The sequence below is a fragment of the Amycolatopsis methanolica 239 genome, from assembly GCF_000739085.1.
GTDB classification, from domain to species: domain Bacteria; phylum Actinomycetota; class Actinomycetes; order Mycobacteriales; family Pseudonocardiaceae; genus Amycolatopsis_E; species Amycolatopsis_E methanolica.
In genome coordinates this window covers 3,027,378-3,048,545 of sequence record NZ_CP009110.1, presented here as the reverse complement: position 1 = coordinate 3,048,545, position 21,168 = coordinate 3,027,378, and the positions used below count along the sequence as shown (strand labels likewise).

Annotated in this window: 24 protein-coding genes and 1 pseudogene; 12 read left to right on the top strand and 13 right to left on the bottom strand. The window is 74.0% G+C overall.

The window, feature by feature from the left end; all coding sequences use genetic code 11:
* The first annotated feature begins 138 nt into the window (after window positions 1–138).
* On the top strand, window positions 139–1,392 hold the full coding sequence (locus AMETH_RS14640) for a cytochrome P450 (protein WP_223843151.1): 1,254 nt from the start codon (window positions 139–141) through the stop codon (window positions 1,390–1,392).
* A gap of 308 nt (window positions 1,393–1,700) precedes the next feature.
* Here AMETH_RS14640 and AMETH_RS14635 read toward each other — a convergent pair whose 3' ends face one another.
* Window positions 1,701–3,251, bottom strand: coding sequence for a DUF2235 domain-containing protein (locus AMETH_RS14635; protein WP_017988013.1), 1,551 nt, complete (start codon window positions 3,249–3,251; stop codon window positions 1,701–1,703).
* A gap of 147 nt (window positions 3,252–3,398) precedes the next feature.
* Here AMETH_RS14635 and AMETH_RS14630 point away from each other — a divergent pair, with 147 nt between their 5' ends.
* The 4 genes from AMETH_RS14630 to AMETH_RS14615 all read left to right on the top strand — a co-directional run bounded on the left by AMETH_RS14630 (window position 3,399) and on the right by AMETH_RS14615 (window position 5,615).
* Window positions 3,399–3,782 (top strand): ArsR/SmtB family transcription factor, encoded by a 384-nt coding sequence (locus AMETH_RS14630; RefSeq protein WP_017988012.1) that lies wholly within the window; start codon window positions 3,399–3,401, stop codon window positions 3,780–3,782.
* Window positions 3,742–4,371 carry an SRPBCC family protein gene (locus AMETH_RS14625; protein WP_017988011.1) on the top strand — a complete coding sequence of 210 codons (630 nt, stop codon included), beginning with the start codon at window positions 3,742–3,744 and terminating at the stop codon, window positions 4,369–4,371. The genes AMETH_RS14630 and AMETH_RS14625 overlap by 41 nt, the downstream gene beginning before the upstream one ends.
* Window positions 4,372–4,651: 280 nt before the next feature.
* The gene (locus AMETH_RS14620) at window positions 4,652–5,200 is read left to right on the top strand and encodes a L,D-transpeptidase (protein WP_017988010.1); all 549 of its coding nucleotides are present in this window, start codon (window positions 4,652–4,654) and stop codon (window positions 5,198–5,200) included.
* Between the two features lie 46 nt (window positions 5,201–5,246).
* Window positions 5,247–5,615, top strand: coding sequence for an STAS domain-containing protein (locus AMETH_RS14615; protein ID WP_223843150.1), 369 nt, complete (start codon window positions 5,247–5,249; stop codon window positions 5,613–5,615).
* A gap of 3 nt (window positions 5,616–5,618) precedes the next feature.
* Here AMETH_RS14615 and corA read toward each other — a convergent pair whose 3' ends face one another.
* Entirely contained in the window at window positions 5,619–6,590 is a 972-nt protein-coding gene (corA, locus tag AMETH_RS14610; RefSeq protein WP_085929455.1) for a magnesium/cobalt transporter CorA, read from the bottom strand.
* A gap of 103 nt (window positions 6,591–6,693) precedes the next feature.
* Between corA and AMETH_RS14605 the strand changes: the two genes are divergently transcribed.
* Together AMETH_RS14605 and AMETH_RS14600 are read left to right on the top strand one after the other, a co-directional pair.
* The gene (locus AMETH_RS14605) at window positions 6,694–7,374 is read left to right on the top strand and encodes a Gfo/Idh/MocA family protein (protein ID WP_209436870.1); all 681 of its coding nucleotides are present in this window, start codon (window positions 6,694–6,696) and stop codon (window positions 7,372–7,374) included.
* 16 nt (window positions 7,375–7,390) lie between these two features.
* The gene (locus AMETH_RS14600; protein WP_017988005.1) at window positions 7,391–8,068 is read left to right on the top strand and encodes a GNAT family N-acetyltransferase; all 678 of its coding nucleotides are present in this window, start codon (window positions 7,391–7,393) and stop codon (window positions 8,066–8,068) included.
* Window positions 8,069–8,070: 2 nt separating this feature from the next.
* Here AMETH_RS14600 and AMETH_RS14595 read toward each other — a convergent pair whose 3' ends face one another.
* Genes AMETH_RS14595 through AMETH_RS14565 form a run of 7 tightly spaced genes read right to left on the bottom strand, consistent with a single transcriptional unit; the run spans window position 8,071 to window position 14,276 of the window.
* Window positions 8,071–9,057 (bottom strand): pyridoxal-phosphate dependent enzyme, encoded by a 987-nt coding sequence (locus AMETH_RS14595; protein WP_017988004.1) that lies wholly within the window; start codon window positions 9,055–9,057, stop codon window positions 8,071–8,073.
* Complete coding sequence (locus AMETH_RS14590; protein ID WP_017988003.1) at window positions 8,978–9,913, bottom strand: GHMP family kinase ATP-binding protein; 936 nt, start codon at window positions 9,911–9,913, stop codon at window positions 8,978–8,980. The genes AMETH_RS14595 and AMETH_RS14590 overlap by 80 nt, the downstream gene beginning before the upstream one ends.
* The gene (locus AMETH_RS14585; RefSeq protein ID WP_017988002.1) at window positions 9,910–10,713 is read right to left on the bottom strand and encodes a Rossmann-like domain-containing protein; all 804 of its coding nucleotides are present in this window, start codon (window positions 10,711–10,713) and stop codon (window positions 9,910–9,912) included. Before AMETH_RS14585 ends, AMETH_RS14590 begins: the two co-directional genes overlap by 4 nt.
* A complete protein-coding gene (locus tag AMETH_RS14580; RefSeq protein ID WP_017988001.1) occupies window positions 10,710–11,432 on the bottom strand; it encodes a class I SAM-dependent methyltransferase in 723 nt (240 codons plus the stop codon). The genes AMETH_RS14585 and AMETH_RS14580 overlap by 4 nt, the downstream gene beginning before the upstream one ends.
* Window positions 11,433–11,443: 11 nt before the next feature.
* Complete coding sequence (locus AMETH_RS14575) at window positions 11,444–12,430, bottom strand: ABC transporter substrate-binding protein (RefSeq protein ID WP_458645619.1); 987 nt, start codon at window positions 12,428–12,430, stop codon at window positions 11,444–11,446.
* Window positions 12,427–13,209 carry an ABC transporter ATP-binding protein gene (locus AMETH_RS14570; RefSeq protein WP_017987999.1) on the bottom strand — a complete coding sequence of 261 codons (783 nt, stop codon included), beginning with the start codon at window positions 13,207–13,209 and terminating at the stop codon, window positions 12,427–12,429. The genes AMETH_RS14575 and AMETH_RS14570 overlap by 4 nt, the downstream gene beginning before the upstream one ends.
* Entirely contained in the window at window positions 13,209–14,276 is a 1,068-nt protein-coding gene (locus tag AMETH_RS14565; protein ID WP_017987998.1) for a FecCD family ABC transporter permease, read from the bottom strand. Before AMETH_RS14565 ends, AMETH_RS14570 begins: the two co-directional genes overlap by 1 nt.
* Before the next feature lie 151 nt (window positions 14,277–14,427).
* Here AMETH_RS14565 and AMETH_RS14560 point away from each other — a divergent pair, with 151 nt between their 5' ends.
* Window positions 14,428–15,630, top strand: coding sequence for an MFS transporter (locus AMETH_RS14560; RefSeq protein ID WP_017987997.1), 1,203 nt, complete (start codon window positions 14,428–14,430; stop codon window positions 15,628–15,630).
* 76 nt (window positions 15,631–15,706) lie between these two features.
* Window positions 15,707–16,120 carry an STAS domain-containing protein gene (locus tag AMETH_RS14555; protein ID WP_017987996.1) on the top strand — a complete coding sequence of 138 codons (414 nt, stop codon included), beginning with the start codon at window positions 15,707–15,709 and terminating at the stop codon, window positions 16,118–16,120.
* Here the strand turns inward: AMETH_RS14555 and AMETH_RS14550 are convergent.
* Window positions 16,107–16,481, bottom strand: coding sequence for a hypothetical protein (locus AMETH_RS14550; protein ID WP_223843149.1), 375 nt, complete (start codon window positions 16,479–16,481; stop codon window positions 16,107–16,109). The genes AMETH_RS14555 and AMETH_RS14550 overlap by 14 nt on opposite strands.
* Window positions 16,482–16,646: 165 nt before the next feature.
* Entirely contained in the window at window positions 16,647–18,650 is a 2,004-nt protein-coding gene (locus tag AMETH_RS14545; protein WP_017987994.1) for an acyltransferase family protein, read from the bottom strand.
* A gap of 80 nt (window positions 18,651–18,730) precedes the next feature.
* On the opposite strand from AMETH_RS14545, the gene AMETH_RS14540 reads away from it, so the two are divergent.
* From AMETH_RS14540 to AMETH_RS14535, 3 genes and pseudogenes are all read left to right on the top strand, one after another.
* On the top strand, window positions 18,731–19,306 hold the full coding sequence (locus AMETH_RS14540; RefSeq protein WP_017987993.1) for an NUDIX hydrolase: 576 nt from the start codon (window positions 18,731–18,733) through the stop codon (window positions 19,304–19,306).
* A 57-nt stretch (window positions 19,307–19,363) separates the two neighbouring features.
* Complete coding sequence (locus AMETH_RS40140; protein WP_223843148.1) at window positions 19,364–19,501, top strand: hypothetical protein; 138 nt, start codon at window positions 19,364–19,366, stop codon at window positions 19,499–19,501.
* Window positions 19,502–19,513: 12 nt separating this feature from the next.
* Window positions 19,514–20,317: pseudogene (locus tag AMETH_RS14535) on the top strand (TIGR03557 family F420-dependent LLM class oxidoreductase); the annotation flags it as partial.
* A 43-nt stretch (window positions 20,318–20,360) separates the two neighbouring features.
* Here AMETH_RS14535 and AMETH_RS38720 read toward each other — a convergent pair.
* Both AMETH_RS38720 and AMETH_RS40135 read right to left on the bottom strand, forming a co-directional pair.
* Window positions 20,361–20,537: a hypothetical protein gene (locus tag AMETH_RS38720; RefSeq protein ID WP_017987992.1), complete on the bottom strand. Its 177-nt coding sequence runs from the start codon at window positions 20,535–20,537 to the stop codon at window positions 20,361–20,363.
* Between the two features lie 147 nt (window positions 20,538–20,684).
* Window positions 20,685–20,954 carry an acyl-CoA dehydrogenase family protein gene (locus tag AMETH_RS40135; protein WP_017987991.1) on the bottom strand — a complete coding sequence of 90 codons (270 nt, stop codon included), beginning with the start codon at window positions 20,952–20,954 and terminating at the stop codon, window positions 20,685–20,687.
* Window positions 20,955–21,168 lie beyond the last annotated feature (214 nt).

Sequence of the window (21,168 nt, the reverse complement as noted above, 5' to 3'; positions counted from 1 at the left end):
CCCGGATGGCCCAAGTGCGCGGCGCCGCTGCGAGAATTTCACCAACACCGGCAGCCGGGCGATCGCGCATTTCCCGGGTAGCCTGGAAAAGGCCGGAATCGAATCTCCGCGGAATTGTCCTCGCCGGAGGTGGAAATGATGTCCACGACCACTCTCCCCGCCCGCACCGTGGTTCCCCGTGCGGCCCTGCCCGACGCGCTGGCGGTCGGCGCGCTGGTGCTGGCGCCGAACCTGGCGCAGGGGCTGTTCGCCCGCAGGCCCGCCATGGTCCGGGTCGCGGCGGCCGCCGGGGTGGACGTCGCGGCGGTGCGGCACCTGTCGGCGATGGCGCGCCGGAACCCCCGGCCGGTGCGCGTCGGCGGGACGGTGCTCCTGCTCGACCCGCGCGACGCCGACCGGGTGCTCGAGGGGCCGGTCGACGTCTACGCCGGTGACCCGGACCCGAAACGCCGGGGCATGGCGCACTTCCAGCCCGGCGCGGTGACGATTTCGCGGGGCGAGGCGTGGCGGGAGCGGCGCCGGTTCACCGACGCGGTGCTCGCGTCGGTACCCGCCATCGTGCCGCGGGTGGCGGAGTGCGTGGCGCAGGAGGTCGCCCGGCTGCCCGCGGTGACCGGGTGGCGGCCGTGGAACCGGGCGTTCCAGCGGATCGCGCGCCGGGTCGTGCTGGGCGACGAAGCCGCCGGCGACGACGCGCTGTCGGTGACGCTGGGCCGGATGATGGCCGAGGCGAACCGGTTGCCGCGCCGGCCGTCCCGGCGTCTGCCCGCCTTCCGCGCGAGCGTCGAGGGCCACCTGGAACGGGCCGAGCCGGTCAGCCTGGCCGCGGCGATCGCGGACACGCCGGCTGGTCCGGACACCGAGCCGGGCGCGCAGGTCACGCACTGGCTGTTCGCGCTCGGCGACACCCTGGCGGCCAACGCGCTGCGGGCGCTCGCGGTGCTCGGCCAGCGCCCGGGGGACGCCGAACGCGCCCTGGCGGACGCGGACCATGCGGCGGCGTGCCTGCAGGAGACGATGCGGCTGTGGCCGACCACGCCGATGCTGTCCAAGCAGACCCGCGCCGAGGTGGTGCGGGACGACGGGACGGTCCTGCCGGCCGGGACGCGGATCCTGGTGGTGAACACGTTCTTCCACCGCGACCCGCCGCGCGTGCCGGACGCGGACGCGTTCGTGCCGGGGCGCTGGCTGGACGGCCCGCCGCCCGGGGTGAACCACTTCAGCCGCGGCCCGCAGCGCTGCGCCGGGGTGGACCTGGCGCTGCTCACCGGCCGCGAAGCGCTGCGCGCGGCGTTGATGCGCACGCTGACCATCCGCACCCCGCGACTGCCCGCCCAGCCGCCGATGCCCCACGCGCTCGACTACTTCCGCATCGAAGCCGTACTCGCCTGACGCCGGGTGACCGTCGGCCGGCCCGCCGGCGGCACCACCGGCCGCGCGCGGGCCGCCGGCCACCGCAACCGGCTCGCCGCTCGGGCAACAAGACCTGGAGCCGGCTGATCGTCAGGCGGACCACCGCGACCCGGCGCACGTGCCGGGGCGGTGGCTGGACGGCCCGCCACCGGGGGTGAACCACCTCAGCCGCGGCCCCCGGTGCTGTGCCCGAGCCGCCGCGGGTAGCGGCCCCACCCAACAGCCACCAACGGCCCCGCGCCGGCCGGCGGCGCACCGCAACGGGCTCGCCGCTCGGGCAGCACGGCCTACAGCCGCGTCACCGTCAGGCGGACCGCGCCGGAGTTACGGCCGTAGAAACCCCACGCGTCGTTGGCGAAGGCGTAGAAATACCCGGGCTCGGTGACCTCGTGGGCGGTGCCCGTGCCGATCGCGATCCGTTCGTGTTCGGGGTCCGCGCTGGTGCGGTCGCTGTCGTTGGCGACGTAGCCGACGAGGAACAGCCACGGCAGGTCCAGCTCGCGCGGCGCGAGCGGGGCGTGCGCGCCGCGTGCGCGCCGCACGAGCCGGTACAGTCCGACCGCCTCGCCGACCACCGTGCCTGCCAGGCGCCGCGGGCTCAGCCCGCGCAGCAGCGGGATTCCGCCTGGCCCGCACCAGTCCACCCCATCCGACCACTGCCCGGCCGCGGTGAAGGTGTACCGGCCGGGTTCCAGGTAGAGCCCGGTGCCGGTCCACAGCTCCTCCGCCGGAACCTCGATCGTCGCCTGCTGGCCGCTGCCCAGGATGCGCGTCCGCCGGTACGGGCCGCCGGTGATCGGCTGCGCCTGCTGCCGTTCCAGCGCCGACGGGTCCAGCACACCGCCCTGGCCGCCGGGCACGACGGCGGGCACCGCCCGCGGCCGGTAGTGCAGACCGGCCTCCAGCAGCGGCTGCAGCAGCGGGTCCACCAGCGGCGGCGCGACCCCGAACACGCCGCGGTCGTCGTCGTGCAGCAGGCCGGCCGGGTCCGGCGCGAGGCCGGCCAGCGCGGGCGGGTGGAACGCGATGCCCGCGCACTTCGCCGCCTCGTCGGTCATCCACTGCAGCGAGATGTCGCTCAGCCCGGTCTCCCGGTGGCCGCCGCCGACGTCCATGTGGCTGCCGGGGAACCAGCGTTCCGCCATGTCGGTGCTGCCGTTGGGCGTCCACCGCGCCGGGGTGAAGGGCCGTCGCCACTCGTCCAGCGCCAGCGCGTGCCGGGCGTACGGGATGTGCGGGTTCAGCTCGACGTCGTGGAACCGGTAACGCGAGCCCGGGGTCAGTTCGCTCAGCCCGGCGAAGTAGCCCGGCACGCCGAGCGCGCCCACGGTGTCCCACACGCCGATGAAGTCGATCGGGATGTCCGCGGCCCGCTCCGGGTCGAAGTGGAACCGCAGGCCGGCGCGCCACGTGTCGCCGGGTGAGCGGGTGCGGTAGTGGCGGTAGGCGCGGGCGGCCAGCAGCCCGCTGGTGCGCGAGTCGATCTCGCGCAGGTCGAGCAGGCCGGATTCCTTCACCAGCCCGGCGAGGCTTCGGGCGGTGAACGCGCCGCGGCTGAACCCGAACAACGCGATCTGGTCGCCGGGCCGGTAGGTGGTGCACAGCCACAGGTAGGCGGCCACGATGTCCTTCGGCAGCCCGGCGCCGATCGCGCCCGCGGCGAGCCTGCTCAGCAGCCCGCCCCGCGTGCCGACGCCGCGCCGGTAGCTCGACACCTGCTCGCGGCCGCTGCTGTCGGCCGCGGCGAGCGCGTTGTGCAGGCGGCGCACGTTGGTGACCGCGTCCAGTTCGGGGTCGCACCAGGTGCCGTCGCAGCACACGATCAGCCTTCTGGACATTTGGCCGTCCTCCCCGTCGAGGGCCTCCGCAGCGGTATAGCGAACCCCGGCCGCGGCCGCCTAGAGCCGAAGGTCCCCTGCGCGCGGGCCCCTGGAGCAGGAATTTAAGACTTGACTTATATAACCTGCGACTGACACACTGGGCACGTGCACGCGTTCGATGTGCTCGGCGACCCGGTTCGCCGGCGGATCCTGGAGCTGCTGGCCGACGGGGAACAGTCGTCGGGGGCGATCGCCGCGGTCATCCGGGAGGAGTTCGGCATCTCCCAGCCGGGCGTCTCCCAGCACCTGCGCGTGTTGCGGGAAACCGGTTTCACGACCGTGCGCGTGGCAGGGACCCGCCGGCTCTACGCGGTGAACTCCGCGCCGCTGCGGGAGGCCGGGGAGTGGCTGGAGCGGTTCCGCCACATCTGGGACCAGCCCCTCGACGCGCTCGCCACCGAACTGGCCCGCGGTAAGCGGGAACGACGACTCAGGCAGGAGAAGGACAATGCTCGACATCGCGAACCACCTGAAGGCGATCCACCGTGAGGTCCGCCGCGGCACGACGACCGAGGGCGAGACGGTCACGGTCCTGGTGCGGCGACGCTACGACGCCACCGCCGAGGACGTGTGGGACGCGGTGACCGACCCGGCGCGGGTGCGCCGCTGGTTCCTGCCGCTGACCGGCGACCTGCGCGAGGGCGGCTCGTTCCAGCTGGAGGGCAACGCCGGTGGCGACATCCTCACCTGCGACCCGCCCCGGCTACTGAAGGTGACCTTCGGCGGGCCGACCAGCGTGGTGCAGGTGCGCCTGGCCGGCGACGGCGACAGCACCGAGCTCGAGCTGGAGCACACGGTGCCGATCGAGATCGCGCAGAGCGGCGCGGGCGCGCTGTTCGTGGGCCCCGGCTGGGACAGCGCGCTGATGGCCCTGGCACAGTACTTCGCCGGGGACATCGCCGAGGACCCGGTGGCGGCCGCGAATTCCCGCGAGGTGCAGGAGTTCTGCGCCGGTTCGGTGACCGAGTGGAGCACTGTGGTCGAGGACTCCGGCACGGCCACCGCGGAGGAAATCGCCGGCGCCGCGCAGATCTCGATGGCGCAGTTCGCACCCGACCTGACCGGAGACACCGAGTAGCGGCGCCGGTGCGCACCTGGCCGCCTCGGCGACGCTCGCCGGGAGCTGGCAGGGCCGCCAGGCCCGGCACCGCCGGCAGTGCCGGGCCTCGCCGCCGCACCACCGAGTTCCCGCCCGCTCCCGATCGTCACGTGGATCCGGTTGGACAGGTCGGTCAGTGCGAGCGCCCGGAACTGTGGCCGTACCGGCTCAAACCCGCGTCGGCGATCATTCACCCGAAGTCGTGGAAACCCGCCGGATTCGGGCGACCGGACCGGTTCAGCACCGCTAGGGTGCGGCCGTGGCACCGCACCGCTCCACTTCCTCCGGTCTTCATCGCCAGGCCTGCTGGACCACCCTCGCCGCGCTCACCCTGGTCGCCGGGTGGGCCGTTCTGGAGGCCGCGCCCGCCGAGACGGCCGCCGCGCCCGCGCCCCGCCCGGTTCCGCCGCCGATGCCGTTGTCCATCGCCGCCGCGCCCGCCCCGCGCACCGAACTCTGCCCGGACACCGCCCGCGCCTGCGTCGCCGAGGAACGGCGCGTGAGCTGGCTCCAGCACGACGGTGAGATCACCCACGGCCCCGTCCCGATCATGCCCGGTGCCACGGACACCCCGGACTCCGTCGCCACCCCGCGCGGCGTCTTCCGCGTGGAGTGGAAGGACGCCGAGCACACCAGCGCCCAGTTCGGCGACCCGATGAACCACTCGGTGTTCCTCGCCCCGCGCGGGATCGCTCTGCACGAGGGCAGCCTCGACGCCCCGTCGCACGGGTGCGTCCACTGGTCGGCCAGGGATGCCGCCCTCTTCTACGACGCCCTGCCGGTCGGCGCCGAGACCGCCGTGGTCTGAAACGACCGGATCGATTTCCCGGTGCGGCCGTGTCATCATGAAGGCGATGCAGTCCAGCGGCGGCCCCCAGCCCGGCCCCGGCGCTCCCTTCGCCGTCACGGTGCAGGAGCGGGAGGCCGCCGTCGTCGTGCACACCTCCGGCGAGCTCGACGCCTCCACCGTGCCGCGGCTGCGCGCGATCATGCGTGGCGTCCTGAGCGGCGCGCCCGCGGTGCTGGTCGTCGACCTGTCCGGCGTGACCTTCCTCGGCTCGGCGGGGATGCACGTGCTGCTGGAGATCCAGGACCTCGCCGGGAACACCGAACTGCGCGTCGTCGCGGAGGCGCACGGCACCGTGAAACCGTTGTGCCTCACCAGGCTCGTTGACGTGCTCGACGTCTACCCCACCCTCGCGCAGGCGCTGCGCCCGGCATGACGATCACAGCCAGTCGCGCCGTTTGAACATCGTGTACAGCGCGCCCGACAACGCCACGATCACCGCGGTGGACAGCCAGAACCCCCACGGCCGCTCGAATCCCGGGTAGGGCACGTTCTGCCCGTAGAAGCCGGTGATCGCCGTCGGCACCGCGATGATCGCCGCCCAGCTGGTCACCTTCTTCATGATCAGGTTGAGCCGGTTGGCCTGCAGGCTCAGCTGGGTCTCGCGGATCGTGGTGACGAGGTCCCGCAACGACTCCGTCCACTCCGACGCGCGCAGCACGTGGTCGTAGACGTCCTGGAAGTACGGCATCAGCGTCTCGTCGACCAGGTGGTGGTCGCGGCGCATCAGCGAGTTCACCACCTCACGCATCGGCAGCACGACCCGGCGCAGCGCCACCAGGCTCTTGCGCAGCCGCAGCGACCGGCGCTGCATGTCGGTGTGGTCGACGTGATCGGCGAACACCCCGTCCTCGAGGGACTCGATCTGGTCGTCCATCGCCTGCACCGCGTCGAAGTGGGTGTCCACGATGTAGTCGAGCAGGCCGTGCACGAGGTAGCCGGTCCCGCCCTTGGCGAGGTCGGCGGAGGCGTCCCAGCGCTGCACCACCGCCTCGATGTCGAAGTGCTCGTCCTTGCGGACCGTCACCAGCGCGCGGTCGGTGAGGAACGCCGCCAGCTCGCTGTCGGACAGCACGCCGGTCGCGGTGTCCAGCCGCACGGCGTAGGCGGTGAGGAACGCGTGGCTGTCGTACCGGTCGACCTTGGGCCGCTGGTGCTCATGCACCGCGTCCTCGACGGCCAGGCGGTGCAGGCCGAGCTCCTCGCTGATCGTGGCGAGGTCGGCTTCGGTGGGCTTGACGAAGTCGAGCCACACCACCGCCGCCGGGTCCTGGAGGTGGTCGGACAGTTCGGCCGCCGGGAAGTTCTCGGCTTCGAGAACTCCGTGGCGGTACACGCGGGTACGGGCCATGCCCCAACGCTAGGCTGTGCGACGGACGACGGCGCAGCAGAGGATCTGGAAGCACGTGCTGAGCGAGAAACCGTTCGCCGCCAACGCCGAGTAGGCCCGCGAGGTGGCCGCCGCGGCAGAGGCGGCCGGGGTGCGGGTCATGGAGGCCTTCCACTACCTCTACCACCCGGTCCTGCTGCGGCTGCACGAAATCCTGGACTCCGGCAAGCTGGGCGAACTGCGCGCCGCCGAGGCCGAACTGCGCATCCCCGCGCCCGCGGACAGCGCTCCGCGGTGGTCGTTCGAGCTGGCGGGCGGGGCGCTGATGGACGTGGGCTGCTACGGGTTGCACGCGCCGCGTGGTCTCGCGCCGTGGGCGGGCGGCGCGCCGGTGCTGGAGTCGGCGACCGGGACAGCGCGGCGGCCCGGCGTGGATCAGGCGGTGGACGCGCGGCTGGCGTTCCCCGGCGGCGCGGCCGGCATCGTGCGGTGCGACATGGCCGCCGCGGAGGTCCGCTTCTGCCTGCGGCTGACCGGCACGCGCGGCGAGGCGACCGCGGTGAACTTCGTGCGTCCGGACATCGACGACCGGGCCCTGGTCGGCGACCGGGTCGAGCACCTCGGCCGCCGCCCGTCGTACTCCTACCAGCTGGAGGCCTTCGCGTCGCACGTCCGCGAGGGCGCGCTGCTGCGCAACGACCTCGCCGACGCGGTCGACACGATGGCGTTGATCGACGAGTGCTACCGCGCCGCCGGCTTCCCGGTGCGTCCCCGCTCACGTGTGGAACCGGTGACGGGCGCCTGACCGGTAACGTCGGGTCGTGAGTTCTGTTCTGGACAACCCGGCCTTCGCGTCGCTGACCGGTCCGCACGCCCGGTTCGCCGAAACGCACGGGACAGCCGTGCGGTACGACCCGGAAGTCTCGCCGTGGGCGGGCATGCCGGACGACGCGGACGAAACGGCCTGGAAGGACCTGGCCGAGCTGGCCGGGCCGGGCGGCGTGCTGGCGCTGCCGGGGCCGCCGCTGCCACCGCCCGCGGACTGGGCCGTGGAGTTCGGCGTGCCGGGCGTGCAGATGGTCGCCGACTCGGCCGACACCGCACCGGATCCGGAGGCGGTGCGGCTGACCGCGGCCGACGTGCCCGAAATGCTCGCGCTGGCGGAGCGGACCCGGCCGGGCCCGTTCCTGCCGCGCACCGTCGAACTGGGCACCTACCTCGGCTTCCGCCACGAGGGGCGGCTGGTCGCGATGGCCGGGGAGCGCATGCACCCGCCCGGCTACACCGAGATCAGCGCGGTCTGCACGGATGCGGAGTTCCGCGGGCAGGGGCTGGGCACGCGGCTGGTGCTCGCGGTGGCGCACGGGATCCGCGAGCGCGGCGAAACGCCGTTCCTGCACGCGGCGGCGGACAACACCAGCGCCATCCGGCTCTACACCGCACTGGGCTTCCGGCTGCGCCGCGAGATCGACTTCGTCGGGGTGCGGGTGCCGGCCTGACCTCAGGCGGGCGCCGGCCACGCCATGCGGGACCACGGCAGCGCCAGGCCCGCCCGGGTCGCCGGCTCGACCGGCGCCAGTGACGTCACCGGGACCGCTTCGGCGTGGCGCGCGAACACCGTGTCCACGTACCGGTGCCCGGTGTCCGCGCCGATGAACAGCACCGTGCGGTCGCACCGGTCGCGTTCCCAGCGCGCGGCGAGGTAGGCGGCTCCGGTGGAGAGCCCGGCGAAGATCGCGTGCCTGCGCAGCAGGTCGACGCTCCCGGACAGCGCCGCGCCGAACCCGACCCAGTGGATCGTGTCGTACAGCTCGTGCGCGACGTTGCCGAACGGGATGGAACTGCCGATCCCGGCGATGATGATGTCCGGATCGGCGACGTGCTCGCTGCCGAAGGTGACGCTGCCGAACGGCTGCACCCCGACCAACCCGACCCCGGGCGCGGCGGTCCGCAGCCACGTCGCGAGCGCCCCGGTGGAGGCGCCCGATCCGACGCCGCCCACCACGATCAGCCGGGACGGATCCAGCTCCCGCGCGATCTGCCGGGCCACCGCCCGGTACCCGAGGTAGTGGACGCGGTCGTGGTACTGCCGCATCCAGTGCCAGTCCGGGTGCGCGTGCAGGATCTCCCCGATCCGCCGCACCCGCCGGTTCTGGTCGAGCTTGAGGTCGGCCTCCGGCGGCATCTGCTCGAGCGTCGCGCCCAGCACCGCCAGCTGCGTGCGCAGCGTGTGGTCCACTGTGGTCGAACCGACGATGTGGCAGCGCAGGCCGAACCGGTGGCACGCCAGCGCGAGCGCGTAGGCGTAGATCCCGCTGGAGCTGTCCACCAGGGTGTCGCCGGGGGCGATCACGCCGGTGCGCAGCAGGTGCCGCACGGCCTCCAGCGCGGAGACCACCTTCATCGTCTCAAACCGCAGGCAGACCAGCCGCTCGCCGGTCCGGACCAGGTCCGGCCGCGCGATCGCCTCCGCGATGTGGTTGTGCATCCGTCCCTTCCGTGGTGAACAGGCGGGTCGCGGGCAGTCCGGCGGCCCGCAGCGCGCGGAAGCACCGGCGCACGCGATCGGGGTCGCCGCCGGGGTCGAACAGCAGGCCGGCCACGTTGCCGCTGTGCGCGACCTGCACCCCGGCCGCGCCGGTGACGGCCGCGATCCGTTCCAGTTCCGGCAGTTCGTCCTTGACGAGCACGCGCTGGTTCAGCCGGGCGCTTTCGGTGCTCACGCGGCCGAGCAGCGCGACGTCACCGGTCACGATCGCCAGCCGCAGCATCCGCCGCAGCCGCTCGAAGGCGGCCACGTCGGCGACGGCGCCCAGCGCGAGCGTGTCCACCGGCGCCCCGCCGCCGGTCACGCACCCGATCACGACGACGGGCGGGAGCCGCGGGCCGAGCCGTTCCAGCACCCGGCCTTCCCGCTGCGCGAACAGCACCGCGCCGCCGCCGAGCATGATGGGGTCGCAGGCGCGCTCGGCCCGCACCGCGATCCGCGCGACGGCCTCCGGCGCGAGCACCACGCCGAACGCGGCCGACACGGCGCGCACGGTCGCCAGGATGTCGCTGGTGGACGATCCGAGCCCGAGCCCGACCGGCAGACCGCTGTCCAGCCGGAGGGATCCGCCCGCCGGGCGGCCGCACGCGGCGGCGGCCAGTTCGGCGGCGCGCCGCGCCTTCGCGCGGTCCGGCGGGGTCACCGTCACCGGACCCGGCCCCGGCACGAACTCGGCACGCGTCACCGCGCCGGGCACCGGCAGCGTGACCAGCCCGCGGCAGCGGCGGCCGCGGTCGCGGAAGACGCCCTGCAGGATCTCGCCGTGGTGCCCGGGCGCGTGCCCCACACCGGTCACACCGCCGCCCGGTACCGGTACAGCGTGGTGGGCGCCGCGCTGAACTGCGAGAACGGGAACGGCTCGGCGGACAGCGCGCTGACCCCGTGGCCGAGGAACGCGCGGGCCACCGCGCTGCCGGTCTGCGCGTAGACGACCAGCGGCACGGACCGCTCCCGGCACCGGCGGACGATCTCGTCGAAGGTCCCGTTGCCCAGGGTCATCCCGGTCGCCACGACCGCGTCCGCCACACCGAGCACCTCCCCCATCTCCGGCGTCACCGGATCGCCCCACTGGGTGCGGCGCAGGTTGAGGTCGCACGGCAGGCAGGTCCCGCCGCGGTCGCGGATCGCCGCGACGAGCGGGTTCACCACGCCGATGAGGGCGACCCGCGCGCCGGGGGCGATGTCCAGCAGCCGGGCGATCGCCGCGTCCCTGGCGTGTGCCCGGACCTCGGGGGTGCCGGCGGGCAGGACGACCGGCTCCGCCGCGGGCTGCGCCTCGTGTGGCGCGGCCGCCGACAGGTAGGCGTCCAGCGCGGCGATCCGCAACGGCACGGAGTGCTGGCGCAGCAACACATCCAGTGGCGCCCCGGAGAACTCGGCGCACACCTCCGGCGGCAGCTGCCCGGTCTCGAAGGCACACGCGCCGAACGCGGCGCCCAGCCGCACCAGGACGTAGGAGTTGCGGTAGGTCACGTCCCCGCCCGCCAACCGGGTGCCGTGGTGCAGCCAGAAGACGCTGGTGGCGGTCAGCTCGGCCGGGTCCGGGCCGTGCTTCCCGGCGAGGACCTCGGTGGTCAGCGCGGCGACGGTGGTCACGCCGCCTCCAGCCGGAACAGGTAGGTGAGCACGCCGTCCCCCCAGTCGTGGCGACTTGCGACCTCGGCGGCGAACCCGTGCCCGGCGGCGTCCCGCACGATCGTGCGGAGGTCCGCGGTGTTGGACGCGATGAGGAACACCTCGCCGCCGGGAGCGAGCAGGTTCCGTCCGGCCAGCTGCGCGAAGAACCGCTCCAGCAGCGGGGCGCCCACGCACACGTTGCGCACGACGTCCGGGTCGTCGCTCACCGGCTGGCTCACCGCGGGCGGGTTGAAGGTGATCACGTCCAGCCGCACGCCGTCCGGGAACCCGTCGAAGAGGTCGGCGACCACCGGGACGAACCGGGTGCCCGGCCGCGCGCCCACGATGCGTTCGTAGTGCCGCCGCGTGGTTTCGACGCTGTCCGGGTGCACGTCGATCGCGTGGATCTCGCGTGCCCCGCGCAGGCCGGCGGCGACGGCTTCGACGCCGAGCCCGCTGCCCATCGCGGCGTAGACGCGGCCGCGCACCTCGATGGTCCCGTCCAGGACCCGTTCGTGGATCATCCGGCTGGTCGCGCCGGGCAGGAACACGCCGGGCGGCGCGGTGAACTCCCACCCGCGCCAGGTGTACGGGCGGGTGGTGCGCAGGTCGCCCTTCGGCTGGTTGAGCGCGATGATCCGCTCGGCGGGCAGGGGCGGCGGGAGCCGGTCGATCAGGGCGGTGTCCACAGTGTCCATTTCTGTCTCCGTCAGCGTCCGAGCGATCGCAGGTAGCCGGCCAGTTTTTCGGCGGCGTCGAGGTTGCGCGGGCCGCTCACGGCCTCGCCGTAGTCGAGCACGTGGAAGCGGTTCTCCCGCACCGCGGGGCTGTCCGCGAGCGGCGGGAAGGACTTCAGGAACGCGATCTTGTCGGCTACCGGCCGGTCGCCGTAGTCGACGACGGCGATCACCTCGGGCTGGGACCGCACGACCGGTTCCCAGCCGATCGTGGTCCAGCGGGCATCCAGGTTGCCTGCGATGTTGCGGCCGCCCGCCAGCGACACGATGGTGTCCGGCGCGGCCTGGTTGCCGGAGGTGAACGGCTGATCGGTGCCGGAGTCGTAGACGAACACCCGCGCGGGCTCCCCCGCCGGCGCGTTCGCACGCAGCGCCGCGGCGCGGGCCTGCAGGTCCGCGACGAGCGCTTCGGCGCGGTCGGGGACGTGGAAGATCTGCCCGATCTGCCGCAGGTCGGTGTAGAGCGCCTCCAGCGGCGGCACCTTGACCGGCCGGTCGCCGTAGTTGAAGCAGCTCTCGGTGTGCTGGTAGCTGCGGATGCCGACGCCGTCCAGTTTGGCCGGTGTGATGCCGCGAGCCTCGCTGAAGCCGGAGTTCCAGCCCGCCAGGACCCAGTCGGCCTGCGCGCCGACGACGGTTTCGAAGCTGAGCACATCGGTGCTCAGCGTCTCTACCGAGCGGTAGTCGGCGCCGTACGGCGAACGCGCCACGGCGGGTTCGGCCGTGCGTGGCATGACGATGCCGCGCATCCGGCCGGCCAGCCCGAGCGCGAACATCTTCTCGGTGCTGCTCATGTCGTAGGCGACCGCGCGCCGCGGCAGCGGGTAGGTGATCGCGTGCCCGCAGTTCTCGACGGTCACCGGCGCCGGGCCGGTGTCACCGCCGGGCCGCACCTCGGCGCCGCACGCGGTGAGACCCAGCGCGACCGTCACGAGCACGGCTGTCCAACGCCCTCTCACGGGCTTCCTCCTCGATCAGTGAAGGTCCAGAGCAGTTGCGGGGCCCCGGTGACCGGGTGGGTCACCACGACCGGGGTCACGCCGAAGACCCGGCGGACGAGGTCCGGGGTGAGCACCTCGGCGGGCGGGCCCGCGGCCGCGAGCCGACCGTCGTGCAGCACCGCCACGCGGTCGCAGGTGGCCGCGGCGAGGTTGAGGTCGTGCAGGGCGACCAGCACGGTCAGCCCGCAGGAACGCAGGAACGACAGCAGTTCGACCTGGTGCCGCACGTCGAGGTGGTTGGTCGGCTCATCGAGGACCAGGATCCGCGGTTCCTGCGCGAGGGCGCGGGCGATGAGCACGCGCTGCCGTTCGCCGCCGGACAGCGACAGGATGCCGCGCCCGGCCAGCTGCGCGACGCCGGTCCGCTCCAGGCAGCGGTGGACGAGGTCGCGTTCGCGCTCGCTCAGCGCCCGGTTGCCGGGGTGGTGCGGGAACCGGCCCATCGCGACCACGTCGGCGACGGTGAAGTCCAGATCGGCGCCCGCCTCCTGGGTGACCGCGGCGACCAGCCGGGCGCTGTCCCGGTTGGACAGTCCACTCAGGTCGGTCCCGCCGGCGAGGACGGCCCCGGCGCTGGGGGTCAACACTCGGTACACGCAGCGCAGCGCGGTGGACTTGCCGCTGCCGTTCGGGCCGACCAGCCCGACGACCTCGCCGTCGCCCGCCTTGAGGCTGAGCGCGTCGACCAGCTTGCGTCCGGCGGCCTCGACCGTGACCGCATCGAGAGCGAGGTCCATCAGCGGCCCCCGAACAGGTAGCCGCGGCCGCGCAGCAGGCCGACGAACACCGGCACCCCGATCAGCGCGGTGATCACCCCGAGCGGCAGCTCGCGCGGCGCGAACAGGGTGCGGGAGGCGAGGTCGACCCAGATCAGGAAGATCGCCCCGGCCAGCGGCGCGAGCACGAGCACCCGGCGGTGCCCCGGTCCGGCCACCATCCGCACCAGGTGCGGCAGGACCAGGCCGACGAAGCCGACCGCGCCGCTGACCGCGACCAGCGCGCCAGTCACCACAGCGGTGAGCAGGAACAGCTCCCGCCGCAGGGCGTCGGCGTCGAGCCCGAGGCTCGCGGCGGACTCGTCGCCCAGCGCCAGCACGTCGAGCGCCCGGCTGCGCCGCAGCAGCACCACCACGGCCAGCGCGACCGCGGCCACCGCGACCGGCAGCGCGCCCCAGGTGGCCCCGCCGAGGCTGCCGAGCAGCCAGAACAGCACCGAGCGGGCGGCCTCGCCGAACGGCGCGAAGAACACGATCACGCTCATCACCGCCTGGAACCCGTAGGCGAGCGCGACACCGGTGAGCACCAGCCGCAGCGGAGTGAGCCCGGCGCGGCCGCGGGCGGCCACGTACACCAGGACCGACGCGGCGAGCGCGCCGAGGAACGCGGCCGCCGACAACGCGTACACGCCGAGCGCCCCGAACAACCCGAAGGACACCACCGCGCTGGCGCCGACCGACGCGCCCGAGGAGACGCCCAGCACGAACGGATCGGCGAGCGCGTTGCGGACCATCGCCTGCACCGCGACCCCGATCACGGACAGCCCGGCACCGACGACGGCGGCCAGCAGCACCCGCGGCGTGCGCACCTGCCACACGATCGAGTAGCCGGTCACCTCGTCCGGGCCGATCTGGCCGCCGGCCAGCGCCGCCGCGAGGTACCGCAGGGTGTCCGGCAGCGGCACCACGGTCGGTCCGAACGCGACTCCGGCCACGGCGGACACCCCGAGCACGGCGACGAGCACGGGCACCGCGAGCGCACCCGTCCCAGCTCGGGCCGGCGGCGAACCGGTCACGGCGACCGTCACGAGTACCCCCCTTTGTCGTTACCACGGGCGAAGGACGGAGGCCCGGCCGGCTGACTCTCCGTGAACCGGACCCGATAGTACAAACGATAATCATTTTCGTCTAGAGTCCGATGTCGGACATCCCTGCCGACCGAGGAGGACCTCCCCCGCCGTGACCACTCCCGTCCTGCGTGACCCCGCGTTCCTGCGCCTGTGGTGCGGCACCACGGCCTCCGGGCTGGCGACCTGGGCACTGCCGTTCGTCCTGGGCCTGGCCGTCCTGAACTCCTCCCTCACCCCGGCCGGACTGGGCGTGCTCCTCGCCGCGCGCACGATCGGGTTCCTCGCGGCCGTGCCGGTCGGCGGCGTGCTGGCGGACCGGTTCCCGCGACGCCGGGTGGTCGCCGTCGCCGGTGCCGCGGCCGCCGTGGCGAGCCCGGTCATCGGGGCCGGGCTGCACGGCTCCCTCGCCGTGGCCGTCGTGGCGGCCGCCGTCGCGGGGGCCGGGCAGGGCGCGTGCCGTCCGGCCTTCCAGGCGCTCACCGCCGAAGTGGTCGCCGAGACGGGGCGGCAGCGCGCCAACGCCGCGATCACGCTGTCGGTGCGCGTGACGACCCTGGTCGCGCCGGGCCTGGCCGCGCTGCTGGCGACCGTGCTGCCCGTTCCGGCCCTGCTGTGGGGCACCGGGCTGCTGTGGCTGGCCGCCGCGCTCGTCCCGCCGGCCGGGCGCCCGCTCGCCGCGGTCCCCACCGCGCGTGCCTCGTTCGTCGCCGAGTTCGCCGACGGGACCCGCGAAGCCCGCCGGCACCCGTGGTTCATCGCCGGGCTGTTCGCGCTCACCGCGGTGATCGCGACCGGCTATTCGGCCACCGGGGTCGCGCTGCCGCTGGTCAGCCGCGACCGGTACGGCTCGGAAGCCGTGCTCGCCGCCGCCACAACGGCCTACACCCTCGGCGCGCTGGCCGGCGCGCTGCTGCTCGCGCGGTGGACGCCCCGGGCGGCGGGCCGGACGGCGCTGGCGGGACTGGCCGCCTACGCCGTCGCCCCGCTGAGCCTGCTGCTGCCCGTGCACCCGGCGGTGGTCGTCGCCGCCTACGCGGTCGCCGGCGCGGGCATCGAACTGTTCAACGTCCCATGGTTCACCGCGATCCAGCGCGAGGTCGACCCGGCCAAGCTCGCGCGGGTGTCCGCTTTGGACTTCCTGCTGTCCTACGGCCTGGCGCCGGCCGGGCTCGCCCTCATCGCGCCGGCGATGGCGGAATTCGGCGCCGGACCGGTGCTCGGCGCGTGCGCGCTGGTGTGCCTGTTCGCGCCCGCGGCGGCCGCGCTGGCACCCGGGACGCGACATTTCGCCCAGCCGCGTGACCGTCTCTGAACTGGTGCTCGTCGCGCGGACGTGATTACGCTACGAGGAGAAGCCAGGCCAGACAGGGCTGACGGGGAGGAGAGTCATGAGCCACTCGGCGCGCAACTCCACCGGTGCCGTGAGCACGGCCGTTCGCCGCGGGGCCCGCGTCCCCGCGCAACGGGCCGCGCCCGCAGCCCTGCGGCTGCAGGTGTTCTGGCCCCTGCCCGGGATCGCCGTGCTGAAGGTCGCCGGCGACATCGACGTGGCCACCGCCGCCCCGCTCCACCGCGCGCTGGACGAACTGACCGCGCACCGGCCCCGCGTCGTGGTAGTCGACCTCAGCGCAGTGGACTTCCTCGGCTCCGCCGGCCTGGCCGCGCTCGCCCAGGCGAGTGAACAGGCCGAAATCCGCGTGGTCGCCCCGACGCGGCAGACGGCGCGGCCGCTGGCGATCACCGGTCTGGACCAGCGGCTGCCGGTCTACACCACTCGCGACGAGGCGCTCACCGGCGGCTGAACCGAGTGCGGGCCCGCAGCTCACGCTCGGCCCACAGCACCCCGCGCGGCCCGGTGCCCCACCGGGTGCTGATCGCGTCGAGCACCCCGGTGCCGAGGCCCGGCTCCGGCACCCCGCCCACGCCGTCGACCTCCACTCGCAGCACGTCCCCGGCTCGGCTCAGCCGGACCTCGAACGGCGGGAACCCGGTGGCGCACGCCGACGCGGCCAGCTCGTCGACGAGGAGCACCACGTCGATCACGACCGGCGACGGGCAGTCCGCGAGCATCGCGCGCACCCGCCTGCGCAACGGCGCCAGCCCCTCCGGGCCGTCGAGGCGCACGGCCGTGACCGGCGTGCGCTCGTCCAGTGAGTCGGTCAAGGACCCGGACACCTCCGCTGTCTCGTCAACGGCCGCCGTCGCTACCCACGCGCGGATTCATCAAACCTTGGACGAATGAAATCACGCGGCAGGGCGGCGCGCACCACACGGTCGGGCGCACTCGGCCACCCGGTCGGCGGATCGCGGCTCTACGAACGGTGGGTGTCAGGCGGGCGCGGGCGGCTCCGGGGCGGGCGGTCCGAGGGCGTCGTCGATGGCCTGTTCCACGATCGTGTCCATGGTGCCGAGGTAGGTCGCGCCGACGTGGTTGTCATCGAGGTAGACCAGCACGTTGCCGATCACCGGCGGGCAGACGGCCTCGTCGCAGTAGTAGTCGCTGAAGTCCAGGAACGACACGTTCGGGGGAACGTCGTCGAGGAACAGCCAGGGCGGTTCATCGGCGTAGAAGTCGGCGCGCGGCGGGTTGCACTCGGGGGCGTCCGCGCCGCGCAGCTCCACGCACTCCGACGGCGCGTAGTCGTAGCGCGGGTTGTCCCGCACCGCGAGCACCGGGATCCCGGCGGCCTCGATCTTCCGCCACTGCGCGACGAACCCGGGCGGCGTCCACTCGGTCAGGCCGGCCCGCACGTCCCGGGTGGCGGTGGTGAACACCGCGTCCGGCCGCAGGTCCAGGATCTCGTCGGCGGCCGCGGCGTTCCAGTCCCGGCAGGCCTGGTCGTCCGGGTCGATCTCGGACTCGGTGGAGAACGGGCACCCGCCCCGCGACATCACCACCAGCTGCCAGTTCCGCCGCTGCGCCACCGGCTCCAGCGCCGCGATGAACTGGGTGGGGTGCGAGTCGCCGACGATGGCCAGGGTCTTCTCCGGCGGGCCGTCCGGCGTCGTGGTGCACACCAGCAGTTCACTGCCGCGCGGCGATTCGGCGCAGTCGTCGATCCAGGCCCAGTCGTCGGGCAGCTCGACCGGCGACGGCACCGGCGCCACGTCGGCGGCGCCGCGGTAGACGAACCCGGGCGTGCGGGCCAGCGCGCCGGGGTGGTCGGCACCACCGGCGGCGGGCGTCCCGGACCGGGCGAGGCCGGCGATCTGCCAGGCGCCCGCGGCGGCCAGCACGGGGATCATCGCCAGCACCGCGAACCGGTAGGCGCCGCGCACGGCCAGCTGGGACCGGCGCACCGGCGTCTCGACCAGGTGGTGGGTCGCCACCGCGAGCGCGAGCGACAGGCCGATGACGAACGCGCCGCCGAGTAGGCCGACCTCGGTCCGCCCGCGGTACACCAGGTAGAGCACCAGCACCGGCCAGTGCCACAGGTAGAGCGGGAAGCTGAGCCTGCCGAGCCAGGTCAGTGGCCGGGCCGTCAGCAACCGGTCCGCGCCGGCGGGGCTGCCGGTGGCGCCGGCCAGCAGCACGAACGCCGCCGAGGCGACCGGCCACAGCGCGGCGAAGCCCGGGAACACGGTGCCGACCTGCAGCACGAGCCCGCAGGCGACGAGCCCGGCGACACCGAGCCAGCCGAGCGCGATCCGCAGCGCGCGGGGCAGGGTGACCGCGTTGATCACCAGCGCGAGCAGTCCGCCGATCGCGAACTCCCAGATCCTGGTGAGCGCGGAGAAGTAGGCCAGCGGCTGGTTCGCCGCGGTCAGCCACACCGAGTACGCCAGCGACGCGGCGGTCAGGACCAGCAGCGTGCCGGTCAGGGCGGCACGCAGGCGTCCCCGCGCGGCGTAGGCGAGCGCGGCCACCAGCAGCGGCCACACCAGGTAGAACTGGCCCTGGATGGACAGCGACCAGAAGTGCTGCACCACGCTGGCGTCGCTGTGCCGGGCGAAGTAGTCGGCCGAGTTCGCGGCGAGCTGCCAGTTCTCCAGGTACAACGTGGCCGCGACGACCTCGCGGACGGTGGCGAACCAGCGGGCCTGCGGCAGCACCAGCGCGGCGGCGGCGATCACCACGAGCAGCACGGTGAGCGCGGCCGGGAACAGCCGCGTGATCGTGCGGCCCCACAGCGCGCGGAGGTCGATGCGGCCGCGCTGCCCGGCGCGGAACAGCTGGCCGGTGATCAGGAAGCCGGTCAGGAAGAAGAACACGTCGACGCCGCCGGAGATCCGGCCCAGCCACACGTGGTAGACGACCACCAGGACGCAGGCGAGCGCGCGCAGGCCTTCGATCTCGGGGCGATACCGGGTGCGCGGGTGGGGCGGGGTCATCGGCACCTTTCCTCACTCGGCGTCCCGGGCGAGACCGAGGTTACCCATGGCCGTTCCCGGCTCCGGCTAGGGTCGGCAGGATGCGGACCGACGTGATGGAGACCTTCCCGCGGGTGGCCGTGCCGCTGGACGGGCGGCGCGCGGCCGCGGTCGCGATCGTCGTCTCGGGCGAGGAACCGGTGATCTGGCTGACGCGGCGCGCGACCGGGATGCGCGCCCACCCCGGGCAGTTCGCGCTGCCGGGCGGCCGGGTCGACCCCGGCGAGGACGCGATCGGCGCGGCGCTGCGGGAACTGGAGGAGGAACTCGGCGTCACCGCCACCCGCGCGGACTGCGTCGGCCTGCTCGACGACTATCCGACCCGCTCGGGTTACGTGATCACGCCGGTGGTCGTGCGGCTGCCCGGCGAGGTGCCGCTCCGGCCGAACCCGGACGAGGTGGCGCACGTGCACGTGATCCCCGTGCCGGACCTCGGGGTCGAGCCGCGGTTCCTGACGATCCCCGAGTCGGACCGGCCGGTGATCCAGCTGCCGCTGGCCGGGCACCTCGTGCACGCCCCGACGGCCGCGGTGCTCTACCAGTTCCGGGAGGCGGCGCTGCACGGCCGCACCACACGCGTCGCCCACTTCGAGCAACCCGTGTTCGCCTGGCGGTGACGTCCCGTTTCCGCGCGCCGCGGCCGGGTACGCCGCGGGGGACGAAGGGAGAGCGACGTGCGGATCGGGTACAACCTGGCCGCCGAGGCGTTCGGGCGGAAGGAGCTGGTCCGGCAGGCGGTGGCCGCGGAGCAGGCGGGCTTCGACTTCGTGGAGATCAGCGACCACTTCCACCCGTGGCTGGACAACCAGTGACACTCGCCGTTCGCGTGGACCGTGCTGGGCACGATCGCGGCGAAGACCGAGCGGATCGGGCTGGCGACCGGGGTGACCTGCCCGACGGTGCGCTACCACCCGGCGATCATCGCGCAGGCCGCGGCGACGCTCGCGCTGGTTTCCGACGGCCGGTTCACGCTCGGGGTCGGCGCGGGCGAGCGGCTCAACGAGCACGTGGTGGGACCGGGTTTCCCGGAGACGGTGCCCGGGCGTCACGAGCGGCTGCGGGAGGCGCTGGAGATCATCCGGCTGCTGTGGCGCGGCGGCTACCGGTCCTACGTGGGCAAGCACCTCACGCTGGCCGACGCGCGGGTGTCCGACCTGCCGGACGAGCTGCCGCCGATCGCGGTCGCCGCGAGCGGCAAGGCGTCGGCCGAGCTGGGTGACGGGCTGTTCGCGACCGAGCCGAAGGCGCACGTCGTCTCGCACTACACCGCGGCGGGCGGGGACGGCCCGCGGTACGCGGAGGTGCCGATGGCGTGGGCGGAGGACCCGCACACGGCCGCGAGCGGCGCTGGACACGTCGCGGTGGGCGCTGACCGGGTGGAAGGTGATGAGCGAGCTGCCGAACCCGGTGAACTTCGAAGCGCCTCGGCGACGGTGCGCGAGGTGGACGTGCTGGGCAAGTTCGCGTGCGGTTCCGACGTGGACCGGTACGTGGAGGTGGCGCAGCCGTTCGCCGACGCCGGGTTCGACCACCTGGTGATGCAGAACGCGGGGCCCGATCCGGACGGGTTCCTGGAGTTCTTCCAGCGTGAGCTGGGAAAGCGGATCCGGTCGCTGACGCCGGGCTGACCCGGTGGGGGCGGGCGTGCCCACCCCCACGCCGGGCGCGGTCTCAGCCCCGGTTCGCGGGCTCCGCGATGCTCACCGCGCCCGGCGTCTCGGCGCCGGCCTCGCGGACCTGCCACTTGTCCAGCCCGCCGCCGAGCCGGTCGGCGTAGTGCTCCGCCGCCGCCTGGGTCGGGAACCGGATCTCCTGTGCGCGTGACACGTGCGTGATCTTGTAGGCCATCGCTACTCCCCTGCCCCTGTCGTCCTGGTGCGGCCCGTCACTCCCCGACCGGCCGCGTCGAACGCTAGAACACCTGTTCGAGTGCGCGCAAGCCGACACGCCGGGGAACGGTCCGGAAAATTCGATCGTCCATTAAGGACTTTCGACTCAGCGGAATAGTGGCTGGCCAACGGCATCACGCCCGGCGAACTCCCGGAGAGACTCACCCGTGGGGCTCATCACCCTGGCGGTGAGGGCGTCCCGGTAGTGCCGCTCGAGGGCCAGCTCCCTGCGCGCCGCCGCGAAGCCGCACAGCCGGAGCGGCCGGTCGCCGACCTCGGTGGCGGTCTCCGCCCCGGCGAGCCTCGCCTGCGCCGCGCGCACCCGCGCGTCCGCCCGGCCCCCGGCGACCGCCGCGACGGTGTCGTCGCAGAACACGCGCAGCAGGTCCGCCCTGGCCCGCAGCGGGGCGAACTCCCGGCGCTCCCCACGCGCCCGGCGGCGTCGGCGAGCATCGCCTCGGTCAGGCCCAGCGAGAACACGGCACCGAGCACGAGGCTCGTCAGGGCGCACCGGTCGCCCGGCTCGCCGAGCGCGAGGGTCGCCAGGTGCTCGCCGCGGGCGATGGCGCCCCGCACCGACAGCGGGCCGA